The organism is Phyllobacterium sp. A18/5-2 (assembly GCF_025452215.1).
GTDB classification, from domain to species: domain Bacteria; phylum Pseudomonadota; class Alphaproteobacteria; order Rhizobiales; family Rhizobiaceae; genus Phyllobacterium; species Phyllobacterium sophorae.
In genome coordinates this window covers 807,148-821,632 of the sequence record NZ_CP104967.1, presented here as the reverse complement: position 1 = coordinate 821,632, position 14,485 = coordinate 807,148, and the positions used below count along the sequence as shown (strand labels likewise).

Here is a 14,485-nt window from a genome sequence, read left to right as displayed (position 1 = left end):
GGTCTCGATCCGTCACGTTTGGCAGTTAAGACGGCTGCTTCGGGGCCGACAGCAGATAGTCCGTTTTACGGTAGCCGCACTGGTTTAACTGCCTTAAGGACGGCGAACTTCGGGCGGTGAGCCCTTACCTGCCGATATAACCGGCCAGTTCATCGGGCGTCCCGTTGGGAAAGACCTGTTTCAGAAAATCCAGGAATGCGCGCACGCGCGCGCTTAGCAGCCGTCGTGATGGGTAAAGTGCCCATAAAGCGATCTCGGATCCCTCGATATCGCCCCAATGCAGCAGAGTGCCGTCCGCCAGATCGTGGCTCACCAAGGAGATGGGCAAACGTGCAACGCCAACGCCGGCTCGCACGGCATCCCGAACCATGATGAGCGACGACAGGGCTAGGACCGGCTCGATCCTGATCGTTGCAGGTCCCCCTGATGCCGTGACGTTCCACGTCTGCCGGTTACTCGCCCCGCGCACGACGCCCGGCGCGGGAATGTCTGCAGCAGGGCGGAGGAGATCGGGACTTGCCACGACGACCAGGCGGTCATGGAGAAAAGCTCGACCGACAAGAGTTTCATCAGGATCGGGATTGACCCGGATGACCAGATCATAGCCTTCCTCGATCATGTCTACGGCTCGGTCCTCCGTCGTGATCTCCAGCCGTACCTCCGGATATTTCAGCGCGAAGCCTGCCGCGATCTTGCCCATGGCGGTCTGTGATAAAAGAAGCGGCGCACTGATCCGCAATCGGCCACGCGGCTTCTCCGCGCCCGAGGCAATGGTCGCCGCTGTCTCGTCAAGCTCGGTCAGCAGTGCGGCTGTCCGCTCATGAAGAGCGCGTCCTTCCTCGGTGAGCTTCAGGTTGCGCGCACCACGCTCGAACAATCGAAGCTCAAGGGCAGCCTCCAGCTCTGTCACGCGCCGGGACAGGGTTGCCTTGGAACGGCCCGCGGCCCTTGCGGCTTTGCCGAAGCCCCCGTGACGAGCGACGAGATTGAAATCGGCAAGAGCGAGGAGATCCATGAGTGTTCCAGCCGCGAGACGGTCTGTCTAAATTGATAGCCTATTGGATCGATAATGATCCATCCATATTCGGGGTGTCAAGCAAACAAACCCGGAGACACTCCCATGACCATTCTCGTTACAGGCGCCACCGGCAATATCGGCGGCCAAGTCATCCAACACCTCGTCAGCCGCGGCGCTGATGTCCGCGCTCTCGTCCGCGATCCCTCCAAGGCCAATTTCCCGGCCGGTGTTGCCGTGGTGAAAGGTGACTTTCTGGACGTCGACTCCCTGCGCACTGCCTTCGACGGTGTGTCCACACTGTTCCTGCTGAATGCCGTCGTGCCCGACGAGTTCACCCAGGCTTTGATCGCGCTCAACGTTGCCCGTTCGGCTGGCATCGAACGCATCGTCTACCTGTCGGTCATTCACCCGGACGTCTACGTGAACGTGCCGCACTTCGCCGGCAAATTCGGCGTCGAGCGGATGATCGAGCAGATGGGGTTCAACGCGACCATCCTGCGCCCGGCCTATTTCATCCAGAACGATCTGATGATCAAGGATGCCATCACTGGCTACGGCGTCTACCCGATGCCCGTCGGCGACAAGGGGCTCGCCATGATCGATGTGCGCGATATCTCGGAGATCGCAGCCCTTGAGCTGCTGCGTCGCGAACAGGCCGCACAGCCGCTTCCCATCACTCGCATCAACTTGGTCGGTCCCGACACCCTTACCGGAGCGGATATCGCCGCCATCTGGACGGACATTCTCGCTCGCCAGATCATCTATGGCGGCGGCGATACACAGGCCTTCGAGCAGAACCTCAAGCAGTTCATGCCGCCCTGGATGGCCTACGACATGCGCATGATGGGCGAGCGGTTCCTGACCGACGGCATGCTGCCCGAAGGCGGCGACGTGGAGCGCCTGACCGCGCTTCTTGGCCGGCCGATGCGCACCTATCGCAACTTCGCGTCGGAAACTGCTGCCTCTGCCTGACGGCAGAGGAATCCCCGGGGAATTCATAACACAGGACCATCACCATGATCTATTCAACCGCTACCGTTCCGGTGAACCAGGAGGGCGAAGCCAGGCTCACTCGGGAGCAGGCCTGGAAGGGCCTGGAGCTGAAGGCGCGCGATGCGCGCCTGTTTCTCCCGGTTGGTCTCTGCACCCGCTGCGATGTCGTCGAGGAAAGCGCGACCCACTTCGTGCGCGAAGCCATCATCGTCGGCTCTGCCATCAGGAGATCATAACCCTTGAGCCGCAAAGCAAGGTGACCTTCTTCCAGGCCACCGGTCCGCGTGAAGGCGTCGTCGTCAACGAGCTGTTCGAGGATGAAGCTGGCACATTGCAGCTTCGGTTCTACTGCTACATCGGCCTCCGCGGCAAGGAGCCGAACGGACCCGAGGAGCAAGCCGAACAGACGCAGTTCGACAGCGATAATGGGTACAAGTCCGACCTCCTGTCGACACTGAAGCGGACCCGCGAGCTGCGTCAGAGGGCCGGCCTTGATTGCCGATCGCAACAAACAGCAGGCGGCCTCCTGAGGGGAGCTTGCCTTCAAGAGGACCAAACCATGACCACCTCCCTTACTAAAACACTTCTCGCCGCTGCGCCGAAGATCCTGGTCCTTGGCGCCACCGGTCCAACCGGCCGCCACATCGTTAGCCAGGCTGTCAGCCGCCGCTATGATGTCACTGTCCTGGTGCGTTCGCCGGAAAAAGCCGGCGATCTAAAAGGTGCAAAGATTGTTGTCGGGGATGCTAGAGACGAGATGGCGCTTCGCCACGCCATCAAGGGTCGCGACGCCGTGATCAGCGCGCTCGGTACCCCTGTAAGCCCATTTCGTGAAGTCACGCTTCTTTCGACGGCAACGAGAGCCTTGATCAGTGCCATGAAGGCTGAGCAGGTGTCGCGCCTTGTCACCATCACCGGTATCGGCGCCGGTGACAGCGAAGGACACGGCGGCTTTCTGTTTGACAAGTTGATCTTTCCGCTGCTCCTGCGCAAGGTTTACGCCGACAAGAACCGCCAGGAAGCCATCATCAAGGACAGCGATCTCGACTGGACCATCGTCCGTCCATCAATCCTCAACAATAAGCCTGCGCACAACACGATCCGGACACTGACGGACCTGAGTGGGTTCCATGGCGGAAGCATCTCTCGCGAAGATGTAGCGACATTCATCCTCGATCAACTCACGGGGGAAACGTGGCTGCACAAATCGCCCTTGATCACCTGGTAAAAGTGAGACCGGGTACCATGCCGTGAGTAAACAGTCCAAGCTCAGCCCGCATGCGCACCCTAAGCGGCGTGGGGACGAATTGGGGTGCATCCGAAAATGCCTGCGGCACCCCTGGCGCAAACGTCGCTTCAGTGGCTCAGGAGAAGGATACCACGTAGACCAACGCAGCTCTTTGCGCGAGCCCGCTTGTGAAGCGGGCTTAGAGGGCGAAATATCAAACCCTTACTGGTTGAGACCTCCAACACAAGTGTATTTTGTTTCGAAGTACTCCTCCAAACCCTGGTGCCCTCCTTCACGACCAAGACCAGACTCCTTAACCCCGCCGAAGGGTGCCTCGACAGTCGTGATCAGGCGTTCGTTCACGCCAACCATACCGTAACGCAGTCCCTCGGAAACTCGGAAGGCTCTTCCCAAATCGGAAGTGTAAAAATAGCAGGCCAGCCCAAACTCGGTGTCGTTGGCGAGCGAAATCGCCTCGTCCTCCGTTTCGAACCGAAATATCGGAGCGATGGGACCGAAGATCTCCTCCTTCATGAACTTCATCTGACTGTTCGCGTCGGCAATTACGGTCGGCTCAAAGAAGGTACCGCCCAGTTGGTGTCGCAAGCTGGCACCCTCGGGCAGGCAACTCGCCGGCAGCGAGATCCCGCCCATTAAGGCTGAGAAGCACCGCTTAAAATGTAGCGCCGAGCAATTTCAGCCGCACACAATCCGGCGGATAATTTTCTAGGCCCCGGTTCACGGCAAGACCCCGTCCTATAAAGCGGGGGACAATGCCCGCACACTTTCGAGGTGCCAGACCTTGGCGACGATCCGCCAGCCATCAATGCCTCTCACGAAGCAAAGATGATCGACGAAGACGTTTGCATGAATCCGCAACCTGACCTTCACGGTGGCAGCGCCCGGTGAGAGCCAATCAATCAAAATGATTTCGTCTTCGCGTTCCTGCCCGCGGCTTTTAGGAGATCTCGCGCTTGGCGATCACTTGGCGATAGTCCGCGATCGGGTCCACCGTGATTGCGCCTTCGTCAGCGTCGAACAGGCTGCAGGCTGGATGAATATCTGGTCAAAAAGCGAGAGATCGCAGGCGTACAGGGCATCGAAATAGGTTTGTATGGCGTGTAACAGGTCGGTATCGCGGCTCATCGTATTTTTCCGTAGTTTGTTGGCGAATGACCGTGTCGCATGCCGACAGCGCGAGTTGCCAGCGGCAGGATTGCCAGATAGGACGGCATTCATGCCAAAAATCGAGAACCCATGCCTTCCCGCAAACCGACGTGTCGTCAGCCTCGTTTATGACGGCCTCTGTACTTTCGAGTTCGGGATCACGGCGGAGGTCTTCGGCTTGGCTCGACCCGAAGCGGGACCCGACTGGTATCAGTTCAAGTCGGTCTCGTTGGAGGATCAGGTTCTTCATGCCTGCGGTGGTCTGAATGTCGCAACAACGGGCACCGAGGTCGATCTACACCAAGCCGGAACGATCATCGTCCCGGCTGGCGCGGCCCCGATGCGCCTGTACCCGATCGGATATGCGACGCATTGGTTCGCGCTCATCGCAATGGCGCCCGGATCATTTCCATCTGTGGCGGCGCCTTCGTGCTCGCAGCCGCCGGCCTGCTCAATGGCCGCGGCGCTACGACACATTGGCGTTTTGCCGAGGATCTGGCCCGGCGTTATCCGGCCGTGGAGATCGACGCGAACTGCCTCTATGTTGACGATGGCGATGTTCTGACCTCGGCCGGCAGCTCAGCTGGCATCGATCTGTGCCTGCATGTCGTCCGCTCGGTTTTCGGGGCGGAAGTCGCCAACACCGTCGCGCGGCGCCTCGTAATGTACAGCCATCGCCAGGGAGGGCAATCCCAGTTGATCGAGCGCCCCGTGCCGCTCAGGCGGGAGGCAGATCGGCTGTCGTCGATCCTGGACCACATTCTGGCCAACCTTCATCACCCGCATACAGTCAGTTCTCTCGCGCGCCATACCGGCATGAGCGAACGCACCTTTCAGCGCCGCTTTCGCTCGCTGACCGGCTTGCCGCCGCTCAAATGGATCCTGGGGGAACGGCTGGAGCAAGCCCGCATCCTGCTGGAGACTAGTTCTACCGCACCCGATGACATCGCAAGCGTGACCGGACTTGGAAGCGCCGAAAACCTGCGGCTTCAGTTTGGTCGACATTATGGGGTTAAGCCCGCTGATCTACCGCAATCGCTTTGCGCAACGGCCAGAGGGAGCGCGAACAGAGATAGGGCAGACACTTCTGCAACCCTCCGGTCAAAAGTTCGTAGGACGCCGATTTCCGTGAACGAGCGCAGACCTTCGCCGCGCATTTCACGATTCATGCAACAAGATGGGCGCGCAAATATGTCCGGTTGCAGCTTCCGGCGACCCTGCCAAAAGCGCCAAGCATCGCACCGCCTAGAGTCGGCCCAATGAAATTGCCGATGGTTGAGAACGAGTGAGCGCCAAAATAGCTGCCTCTGTTCCGATCGTTCGAGATACCGTCGACCAGCATGTATTCGCAAGGTACGACGAGAATCTCTCCGATCGTGAAAACAAACATCGAAACGGCAAGCCCCCAAAAGCCGGCGGCACTGAGAAAGCCGATTTCACCGAAGGCAAACAAGCATGCAGCCGATGACAAAGGCCGTTAAGCGCGCCTGCGCGTTCGATGAACCTGCGGGCGAACGGGTTTCCGATCAGCACGACAGCACCGTTGATCGAAACGAGATAAGCGTAGATTTCCATGCCCCCGGCGACATTTCCCGTAAGGTACGGGGCAAGCGTCGCTGACCATTGGCCACAAACCGCGATCAGCAATGTGCCGCCACCGACAAAGAAGGCCAACCGTGGATCGCGGATCGCCGCCCTCAGGCTCGCAAGCAAAGGCGCCGAAGCGGGTGCTTTAGAACATCCTCACTTTGGTGAACGGGCACGTGCAACATGTTCAAGGCCAGGGCGAAGACCGCGTAGACAATACCTGCAATGACGAAAAGAATGGTGAACGCCGCGCCAGCAGCAATACCCATCAACGGTCCGACAGCCCAGCCGACATTCGCCGCCGTATAACGCCAGGAGAAATACTTGAGGCGCAGCGGCTCGGGGCAGACGTCACTCATTAGCGCGCGTGAAATCGGCTCATAGATCGCGAGAGCAACGGCAGCAACGACCTGGGCAATGCAAAATACCAGCACGGCTCCGGCCAATCCCATACCGACCAGCGCAAGCGCCATGGAAAGCAGGGTGAGCCTCAGCGAACATGCACAACCCTGGCTTCGGCTGCAATCGAGCCAAGTCCGATTGCATACTACCAACTTCCCCTAAGAACACCCGCACACTTTCCAAGGGGCTCGGCAGTGCGCATCTTTTGGACCTCCAAGCTGGGGCGCGCCCAAAAAGAACGCATCCGCTAATCGCCGCACGCCCTGATTACAGTGACTTTGCCGCCCGGTGACAGATCAAAACGACAGACTACTGTTGCGTTTGGCGCATACGTCGCTGTGCCTTCCAACTGGATGCGCGCCCCTTCCTTGGAAAAGCCGACCTTTGGCACGCCTATGCTGTAGAACCCACCCTTAACCAAATCCGCAGAATGGATGATCCGAGCGTCGCCATTTTCGTCTGCCTCGGATTTCCACTCCGCCACCACGCGCGAGGAAATGTGTTCAAATCCCTGCTTCAAAACGATAACCCGATAGGTGCCTTCGCCGACACGGTCCTCGCGCCAGCGTCCGCCTTCAACAACCGATTCTACGTTAGGATCCACCAAGGTTTCGGCGAATGCCGTGTGTGCGGTGAACAGGAAAGTGCACCCGCATAACATGAGGATGGTCACATGCGTTTCGCTGTTTCGTTTGCCGATGCTCATCAATTAAAAATGCATGCCTTTCGCATTTGCCTGCCGTTCTGGTTATCCTACAGGATCAAATGGACCTGCGACACTCAAGTTGGCGCAATGAAGGCCGTTTCTGACGGACCGAGGCGCTGGCTCTGCGCAGTATCGTCGGCGTGGCCGCCCGCCTACCCGCGCCCACTACGCCGCGCTGCCATAGTGCTCCTGTGCGGCCGCGACGGAGGCCGTCGTGGCGATACTGAGATATCTGGTGCTCATGCCGTTTCTTCCCTCGCGACCGCCGGAGCGGACCTCAGTTCTGCAAGGCCCAGTCCGCCATCTGCCAGCGCATCTGCCCACGGTCGGCGACGACACGGCCGAGCCCTGGGAAGGGCATGTGCGTGGCGGCGATGAGCGCGCCTTCCGAAGCGGCGCGAGGAAAAAAGCGGTCGCGCATCGCTTTGGCCGCTGCAGGATCCTGCTCGAACAGGAAGAACACATCGGTCGCCCCGGGATGCACGACCGGAAAGATCATATCCGAAACCATGATGAGGCTCTGCCCGCTATCTTCGACCCGCACGCCGATATGGCCGGGTGTATGCCCGGTAAGGTCGACAATGGAGACCCCCCGCACAATCTCACGCTCGCCGTCAATCGCCTGGAGTTTCGGGTAGAGGCGCACGACCTCCCCCGCCATATGGAAGCTGGTCTGCAGATAATCGGGCGCGCCGCTGCGCTTGGCCGGGTCGGTCCAATAGGTGACGTCTCGACGATCGATGTAGAGTTCCGCCTTGGGGTAGTGGTTCTTGCCCCCGACGATCAGACCGCCCATGTGGTCTTGATGCATATGCGTCACGATCACCGCGTCGATCTGGTCGCGCTGCAGGCCGAGCGCGCCCAGCGCCTGCGGCAGTGCGCCGGTCTGCCCGATCGAGCCCGCTGGACCGGTATCGATCAGGATGCGGCGCTCGCCATCCTCGACGAGATACTGGTTGAAGAGGAATCGCACGCCGCTCGGCCGGGCGGTGAACTGCGCGATTGCCGCCTGTTCGACCTCGGCCGCGGCGCGTCCCGGAAAATAGTCGTAGGGCATGTCGGCATACCCGTCCGTCAGGGCCGTCACCGTGAAGCGGCCAATGCGGATCTGCGCTAGCGGAGTAACGCTGACCGGCGTCTTAGCGGTATCCTGCGTCGCGGCAAGGGCGGGCGCGGAAGCGCCACCGATCAGGCCTCCACCGAGGAGGCTTCCTCCGCTGAGGGCTAGAGGAAGGGCGCTGACAAAGGCGCGACGTGACAGTTGAGGCATGACTTCCTCCGGATCATGGGAAATGCGGGGAGCCCGCCGGCGTCCCCTGGACGACATGAAAGCTATGATATCCACAACCAATAGGGTATCCTGCCATTTCGGGAACTTTCCTCTCAATTTCCGGAAGGATCTGATGGATCGATTTGAAGCGATGTCGGTGCTGCTAGCGGTGATCGACGCCGGCAGCCTCTCGGCCGGGGCGCGGCGACTGCATGCACCGCTCGCCACGGTCAGCCGCAAGGTCGCCGATCTTGAAAAGCACCTTGGTGTGCGCTTGGTCCTGCGCACCCGCCGCGGCCTCGCCTTGACGGAGGAGGGGCGCGCCTTCGTCGCCGCGTCACGTCGTATTCTTGATGAACTGGACGCGGCGGAGCGGCAGGCCAGCGGCGATTATGGCGCGCTGCGTGGCGGGCTGCACGTGACCGCACCGATCGCCTTCGGCGAGCGCCATCTGCTGCCAATTGCGCTGGAATTCCTGAAGGAGCATCCCGATATCAACCTGCGCCTGACCCTGGTCGATCGGCAGCTAAGTCTGGCGGATGAGCACGTCGATGTGGCCCTACGGATCGGGCACTTGGCGGACAGCGCGCTTATCGCAACGCGGCTAGGCGCCGTCCGCCGGGTGATCTGCGCGAGCCCCGACTATCTCGCCCGCCGAGGAGTGCCGCGTCAGCCGGATGACCTCGCCCAGCACAACGGCATAAGTTTCCAGGGCTTCGCGACCGCGCCGGAATGGCGCTACCGCCGGGACGGTGCGGCCTTTGCCGTCGAGCCCCGCTCCAAACTCGCGGTCAACACGACGGAGGCTGCCATTCAGGCTGCACTGGCCGGTATCGGCATTATCCGCGTGCTGTCTTACCAGATCTCCGATCAGTTGCGCTCCGGCGCGCTGCAGGAATTGCTGACGGAGTTCGCACCAGAACCGCTGCCGGTGAACGTTATCCATGGACCAGCCGATCCCCTGCCGCTGAAGGTGCGGTGCTTCCTCGACTGGATCCGGCCCCGCCTACGCGCGCAGATGGCTTACTAGCGTCCCCGCTATCCAGGCGCGCCTCCGTTGATGGCGGTCAGGCGGTCGGGCGCACCGGTGCGAATGCTGCAAGGTAGCTCGCCTTCCCAAGCACCTCACATGGCGGCTTTCCAGAAAGAGCCAAAGCGTTCTCTAGGACTGAAATGAGGGCGCAAAGCAGCCAAAGCTTTCGATGCTGATAAACCGCTCGTTCAGGGCTGAATGCGATCTATACGCGCAATGCTCCTGAGCGGAAGCGAACCAGAGCTTCGACAAAGTACAAACGCGATTTCAAATGGATAGCGGTAAACTTCCTTTTCAGTTATAGCTACCAACCCTCAGGTAGGTCCTGGATCAGAAAACATCGCTTTTCCTGAACCGCAGCGTATCCACCACGACTTTGAACGCGAGCGAGTTCTGATGTCGACTTGGATAATAGATGTAATAGCCGGGAAATGGCGGAGACCAATCTTCAAGAATGGGGATCAAACGGCCCGCGGTTACGTGCTCCATCACAAGGTCTTCCGGGACGTACGCAATGCCATAGCCCTTGAGAGAAGCATTCACCATCGGATAGGAGGTGTTGAAGGTCAGCTGCCCGTCGACCCGGACCCGTAATTCCTGCCCATCCTTTTCAAATTCCCAGGCATAGAGTCCCCCGGCTGTAGCCTGGCGGATTTTGATGCAGTTGTGCCGGACCAGCTCCTGCGGATGTTCGGGTGCAGGATGTTCCTCAAAATAACTTGGTGAGCCGACCGCCACAAGCCGCCAATCCGGCCCCACCCTCACGGCAATCATATCCTTCTCGAGGCTCTCCCCCAGCCGTATTCCGGCGTCGAAACCCTCTTCCACAATATTGCGCATGCCATTGTCCCGGCTCAACTCCACCTTAATATCGGGATAGTCACGAAGGATCGGCTGCAATTTCGGCCACACCACGCTTTCGAGAGCATGATCGGACAGCGTGATCTTTATGGTGCCGGAGGGCTTGTCACGAAAAGGACATCAGGGCCGCGATGTCTGCCTCAATATCCGCCATCCGTGGGGCCAAGCTGTGCCGCAGGCGTTCACCGGCTTCCGTGAGCCCGACGTTCCGCGTTGTGCGAGTAAGCAACCTCAGCCCAAGCCGCGTTTCCAATCCTTTGACGGTGTGACTGAGCGTCGACTGCGCAATGCCGAGCTTGGCCGCGGCCTTGGTGAAACTGCACTCTTCAGCAACTGCCAGGAACCACAAGAGGTCGTTCAGATCTCTCCTATCCATGATGACGCCTCCTGTTCTCGCCAGCAGATTTATGCCTCGCATCGATAAATGCAAGCGAATTACCGCATCTAATCCTCGAGGTAAGGGGATGCTATCTACCGCGCATGACAAAAGCCATATTCTCAGATGAGGTCCGCATGACGACGCCCGACAGTAAGCTCTCCTCCACCCTGATCTCCGCCTGGGGCGCTGTGTTTTCGATGACGCTGTGCGTTGTGGTGCTCATCGTGTCGGAATTCATGCCGGTTAGCCTGCTGACACCGATCGCCGGCGATCTCCATCTGACGGATGGCCAGGCCGGCCAGGCGATCTCGATATCGGGCCTGTTCGCCGTATCACCAGCCTCCTTATCGCAGGCCCGACGCGGGGGATCGACCGCAAGGTGGTGATTTTGGCCCTTTCGGCCCTCCTCATCCTGTCCGGTATCATCGTGGCGTTCGCGCCCACCTATCCGGTGCTGATGGCCGGCCGGGCTTTGCTAGGCATCGCGATTGGTGGATTCTGGTCCACCGCTGTCATTATGCGATTGCTGCCGGAAAGGGCCGTGCCGCGTGGCCTAGCCATGCTGAACGCCGGCAATGCGATAGCGGCTACGGTTTCGGCGCCGCTGGGCAGCCTGCTGGGCGACCATATCGGCTGGCGTGGCGCCTTCTTCTTTGTCGTGCCCCCATCTCGCCCTGGTCTGGCAGTGGACGAGCATGCCGTCGCTTCCCCCGCAGCGCCGTCTCGGCCAGGGAACGTGTTTCGGCTACTGGGGCGCCGGCAAATCTTACTGAGTATGACGGCGATCCTGCTGCTGTTTATGGGGCAATTCTGGCTGTTTACCTACCTGCGCCCCTACTGCAGGACGTTGCCGGCTATTCGGTGCGGCACTGGCCTTAGCGGCTCGCCCACTGCAGTTATTCGAGAGCCCAAGCGACGTCATTCTCAAACTAAAGGCAGCAATCAAGCGTGAACGACCGCCTTCTTACGATTAGTGCAATGCGACATCGGGAGCGTTAACCCGCTTTCCTTGTTTTACCATGCCTTTTGATCGCCTGCTCCAGCGAGCGCTGGCCGTCACAGTAATCCTGCCACGCCGTGGTTTTGTTCAGAAGACCGGGCACGCTGCGGATCGTAAAGCGTTTCGGATCAATGCCGGCTTTGACTTGGGTCCAATTCAAAGGCATCGATACCGTCGCACCCGGTCGGGCCCTTGGAGACAAAGGAGCTACCGCCGTCGCCATTGTGTTATTGCGCAAGTAGTCGAGGAAGATACGGCCCTTTCGCAGATTCTTGGCCATCTTGATCAAATAGAGATCCGGATTGTCACGGGCCATCTCCTGACAGACATCATGGGCGAAGCCCTTGGCTATGTCCCAGCTGAGTTTCCTGCCCTTCGGGACGGCAAGAGGCGTGACAACATGCAGTCCCTTGCCCCCCGTCGTCTTGCAGAAGCTGACAAGCCCGAGGTCTTCCAACCGGCCCCGGATCTCACCGGCGGCTTCGACGACTGCGGTAAACTCGACATCCGTACCGGGATCGAGGTCGAACACCAGGCGGCCTGGCACTTCCGGCAGATTGGGCTCGCAATTCCATGGATGCAGTTCGACACCGCCGATCTGGGCGATGGCAGCCAATCCTTCAACGCGGTCGATCTGCAGATATGGCTTCTTGTCGCCGGAGACCGTGACGAGCTCCAACAGGTTCGATGTCCCTGGCATGGCATGGCGTTGGAAGAATTGCTCGCCGCCAATGCCGTCCGGTGTCCGAATGATCGAACAAGGCCGTCCCTTAATATGGTCAATCAGCCAGGGTCCGACCGCCTCATAGTAGCGCGCAAGATCAACCTTCGTCACCGGCTCTCCATCACCGGCATCAGGCCACAGCGGCTTATCGGGACTGGAGATCATCACGCCCATAACCTCCGCCTTCCCGCCCTTGCGAAACCGTTTTTGTGCTGGGGTCGATGTTTCGGGATCGGGCACAACGGTTTTGGAAGGTGACGCCGGCTTCTCGGCCCGCACCTCGGCAGCTGGCTTATCTTCTCGCAAGCCCTTGAATGCCGCCTGACGCAGCTGGCCATCGGCCGTCCAGCCGGCGAACTCAATCTCGGCGACGAGTTCTGGCTTGAGCCAGACGATATCTGGACTTTTCTTCGGTGCGCCAACCCCCGTGAACGGCGATTTGGATGTTTCCATCTCCTGCAGCTTTGGCAGAAGTTTCTCGACGGTCTTGGCGCCATATCCCGTGCCGACGCGGCCGACACAGACGAAGTGATTGCCGCGATTGACGCCGACCAAAAGGGAGCGGAATGTGCCGTTGGTTTTGGCATAGGCGCCGATCACCACTTCATGGCCAGCGCGGCATTTCGACTTGGCCCAGGTCTCGGTGCGTCCGGATTGATACCGCGCATTGCCTTGCTTGGAAACAATACCCTCCAATGAAAGACGACACGCGGACCTCAGGACTGCATCGCCACCCGTCTCGAAATGCTCGACGAAACGCAAACGCGGATCTTCGCCGGCATCCGACAGGAGGGCGGACAACCGTTCCTTGCGTTCTGTGAGCGGGAGTTCGCGCAAATCTTCAGCCCCTGCGAAGAGCACGTCGAAGGCGAAATAAACGAGGTCCGCGGTCTTGCCTTCGGAGAGCGCCGCCTGAAGCGCAGCAAAATCGGGGGCGCCGTTTTCGTCAAGAGCGCAGATTTCACCATCGATGATGGCATTGGGCAAAGTGGACGCTGTCTTTGCGATGGCCGGGTATTTGGCGGTCCAGTCCAGCCCCTTACGGGTCTTTAGAGTGACATCGCCATTCTCGACCCTCATCTGAATGCGATAGCCGTCGAACTTGATCTCGTGGATCCAGCCGTTGGCCGATGGCGGGCGCGCCAAAGTCGCGCAAAGCTGCGGTGGGATGAAATCCGGCATGGTGGACTCTGTTCGCTTGGCCGGCACCGATTTCTCCCTGGTCCTCGTTCCCGCTTGGCGCTCCTCGGCGGCGGGGCCATGGTTGCTGTCCCATATGGCGTCTGCTTCAACCGTGCCGCCTTGGACCATGAACGGTTTCGGCTTTTTTCCTTTGCCGGATGCAATAGCGTCCATCGTTCGGCGGGATGCGACGGACGTGTCGTTCGCCTCCAGGATAGCTGCGCCATTCTCCTCGACCGAGAAGTCGTCAGTATGCTTGATTAACAGCCAGTTCGTGCGTTTGCTGCCGTCGCGGTCATTTCGCATACGCACCAGGACGAAGCTGCCATGCAACCGCTCGCCTTCCAACGTGAACTTGAAATCGCCTTTGGCGAGAGCTTCAGTAGGAGTTTTCTTTCCTTCCGGCTTCCAATATCCGCGATCCCACAGCATCACAGTGCCACCGCCATACTGGCCTTTCGGGATGGTGCCTTCGAAATCCCCGTAATCAAGCGGGTGATCTTCCACCTCCACGGCCAGCCGCTTGTCGCGGGGATCGAGAGAAGGACCTTTCGTCACGGCCCAGGATTTAAAGACACCGCCGAGCTCAAGCCGCAGGTCGTAGTGAAGACGAGTGGCATCATGTTTCTGAATGACGAAACGGCGGCGATTGGATGGCTTGATTTCCCCAGCGCCGCTGGGCTCTTTTGTTTTTTTGAAGTCGCGTTTCTGCTTGTAAGTTGAGAGCTTGTCGCTGGCCATGGCTTTTCTCGAATTCGAACTGCTGCCACCGTAATGCGCACGGCGGTCGCCAGTTCCAATCGCAACACAGAGAAGGCAAGCATGTCTCCTTCTCCACATTGACGCATAATTATAAGCAACCATACTAATAGTATAAATTCTGGGAGGTTTTAGGGGCACTCCGTTTCGTCACGTCGGTCGCGCAAAGACCGGGA

15 protein-coding genes and 3 pseudogenes are annotated in these 14,485 nt (G+C 59.5%); 8 read left to right on the top strand and 10 right to left on the bottom strand.

The genetic code is table 11. The annotated features are described in order from the left end of the window. Positions 1-124: 124 nt before the first annotated feature. A complete protein-coding gene (locus N8E89_RS22505; protein WP_262262037.1) occupies positions 125-1,015 on the bottom strand; it encodes a LysR family transcriptional regulator in 891 nt (296 codons plus the stop codon). Between the two features lie 105 nt (positions 1,016-1,120). Between N8E89_RS22505 and N8E89_RS22500 the strand changes: the two genes are divergently transcribed. The 3 genes and pseudogenes from N8E89_RS22500 to N8E89_RS22490 all read left to right on the top strand — a co-directional run bounded on the left by N8E89_RS22500 (position 1,121) and on the right by N8E89_RS22490 (position 3,239). Beyond that, positions 1,121-1,990, top strand: a complete 870-nt coding sequence (locus tag N8E89_RS22500) for an SDR family oxidoreductase (RefSeq protein WP_262262036.1) — start codon at positions 1,121-1,123, stop codon at positions 1,988-1,990. Between the two features lie 44 nt (positions 1,991-2,034). Further along, positions 2,035-2,486, top strand: a pseudogene (locus N8E89_RS22495) (AtaL-like protein); the annotation flags it as partial. An 84-nt stretch (positions 2,487-2,570) separates the two neighbouring features. Further along, complete coding sequence (locus tag N8E89_RS22490) at positions 2,571-3,239, top strand: NAD(P)-dependent oxidoreductase (protein WP_262263297.1); 669 nt, start codon at positions 2,571-2,573, stop codon at positions 3,237-3,239. 222 nt (positions 3,240-3,461) lie between these two features. Here N8E89_RS22490 and N8E89_RS22485 read toward each other — a convergent pair. From N8E89_RS22485 to N8E89_RS22475, 3 genes and pseudogenes are all read right to left on the bottom strand, one after another. Beyond that, positions 3,462-3,872: pseudogene (locus N8E89_RS22485) on the bottom strand (aldehyde dehydrogenase family protein); the annotation flags it as partial. A 123-nt stretch (positions 3,873-3,995) separates the two neighbouring features. Then, positions 3,996-4,163, bottom strand: a complete 168-nt coding sequence (locus N8E89_RS22480) for a nuclear transport factor 2 family protein (RefSeq protein ID WP_262262034.1) — start codon at positions 4,161-4,163, stop codon at positions 3,996-3,998. Positions 4,164-4,220: 57 nt separating this feature from the next. Beyond that, complete coding sequence (locus N8E89_RS22475; RefSeq protein ID WP_262262033.1) at positions 4,221-4,385, bottom strand: hypothetical protein; 165 nt, start codon at positions 4,383-4,385, stop codon at positions 4,221-4,223. Positions 4,386-4,778: 393 nt separating this feature from the next. Here N8E89_RS22475 and N8E89_RS22470 point away from each other — a divergent pair, with 393 nt between their 5' ends. Further along, positions 4,779-5,669 carry a helix-turn-helix domain-containing protein gene (locus tag N8E89_RS22470; RefSeq protein WP_262262031.1) on the top strand — a complete coding sequence of 297 codons (891 nt, stop codon included), beginning with the start codon at positions 4,779-4,781 and terminating at the stop codon, positions 5,667-5,669. Here the strand turns inward: N8E89_RS22470 and N8E89_RS22465 are convergent. Continuing rightward, positions 5,572-5,859, bottom strand: a complete 288-nt coding sequence (locus N8E89_RS22465) for an MFS transporter (RefSeq protein ID WP_262263373.1) — start codon at positions 5,857-5,859, stop codon at positions 5,572-5,574. The genes N8E89_RS22470 and N8E89_RS22465 overlap by 98 nt on opposite strands. 2 nt (positions 5,860-5,861) lie before the next feature. On the opposite strand from N8E89_RS22465, the gene N8E89_RS22460 reads away from it, so the two are divergent. Next, a complete protein-coding gene (locus N8E89_RS22460; RefSeq protein WP_262262030.1) occupies positions 5,862-6,026 on the top strand; it encodes a hypothetical protein in 165 nt (54 codons plus the stop codon). A gap of 77 nt (positions 6,027-6,103) precedes the next feature. Here N8E89_RS22460 and N8E89_RS22455 read toward each other — a convergent pair whose 3' ends face one another. The 3 genes from N8E89_RS22455 to N8E89_RS22445 all read right to left on the bottom strand — a co-directional run bounded on the left by N8E89_RS22455 (position 6,104) and on the right by N8E89_RS22445 (position 8,371). Beyond that, the gene (locus N8E89_RS22455) at positions 6,104-6,466 is read right to left on the bottom strand and encodes an MFS transporter (RefSeq protein ID WP_262262028.1); all 363 of its coding nucleotides are present in this window, start codon (positions 6,464-6,466) and stop codon (positions 6,104-6,106) included. 176 nt (positions 6,467-6,642) lie between these two features. Further along, complete coding sequence (locus tag N8E89_RS22450; RefSeq protein WP_262262026.1) at positions 6,643-7,101, bottom strand: hypothetical protein; 459 nt, start codon at positions 7,099-7,101, stop codon at positions 6,643-6,645. A 277-nt stretch (positions 7,102-7,378) separates the two neighbouring features. Then, the gene (locus N8E89_RS22445; RefSeq protein WP_262263295.1) at positions 7,379-8,371 is read right to left on the bottom strand and encodes an MBL fold metallo-hydrolase; all 993 of its coding nucleotides are present in this window, start codon (positions 8,369-8,371) and stop codon (positions 7,379-7,381) included. Positions 8,372-8,504: 133 nt separating this feature from the next. Between N8E89_RS22445 and N8E89_RS22440 the strand changes: the two genes are divergently transcribed. Then, positions 8,505-9,401, top strand: a complete 897-nt coding sequence (locus N8E89_RS22440; protein ID WP_315975694.1) for a LysR family transcriptional regulator — start codon at positions 8,505-8,507, stop codon at positions 9,399-9,401. A gap of 333 nt (positions 9,402-9,734) precedes the next feature. On the opposite strand, the pseudogene N8E89_RS22435 reads toward N8E89_RS22440, so the two are convergent. Further along, positions 9,735-10,641 (bottom strand): annotated as a pseudogene (locus N8E89_RS22435) (LysR family transcriptional regulator). 104 nt (positions 10,642-10,745) lie between these two features. Here N8E89_RS22435 and N8E89_RS29465 point away from each other — a divergent pair. Further along, a complete protein-coding gene (locus tag N8E89_RS29465; protein ID WP_410010395.1) occupies positions 10,746-11,030 on the top strand; it encodes a hypothetical protein in 285 nt (94 codons plus the stop codon). 2 nt (positions 11,031-11,032) lie between these two features. Further along, on the top strand, positions 11,033-11,596 hold the full coding sequence (locus tag N8E89_RS29460) for an MFS transporter (RefSeq protein WP_410010394.1): 564 nt from the start codon (positions 11,033-11,035) through the stop codon (positions 11,594-11,596). A 43-nt stretch (positions 11,597-11,639) separates the two neighbouring features. Here N8E89_RS29460 and ligD read toward each other — a convergent pair whose 3' ends face one another. After that, entirely contained in the window at positions 11,640-14,291 is a 2,652-nt protein-coding gene (ligD, locus tag N8E89_RS22425) for a DNA ligase D (protein WP_262262022.1), read from the bottom strand. Positions 14,292-14,485 lie beyond the last annotated feature (194 nt).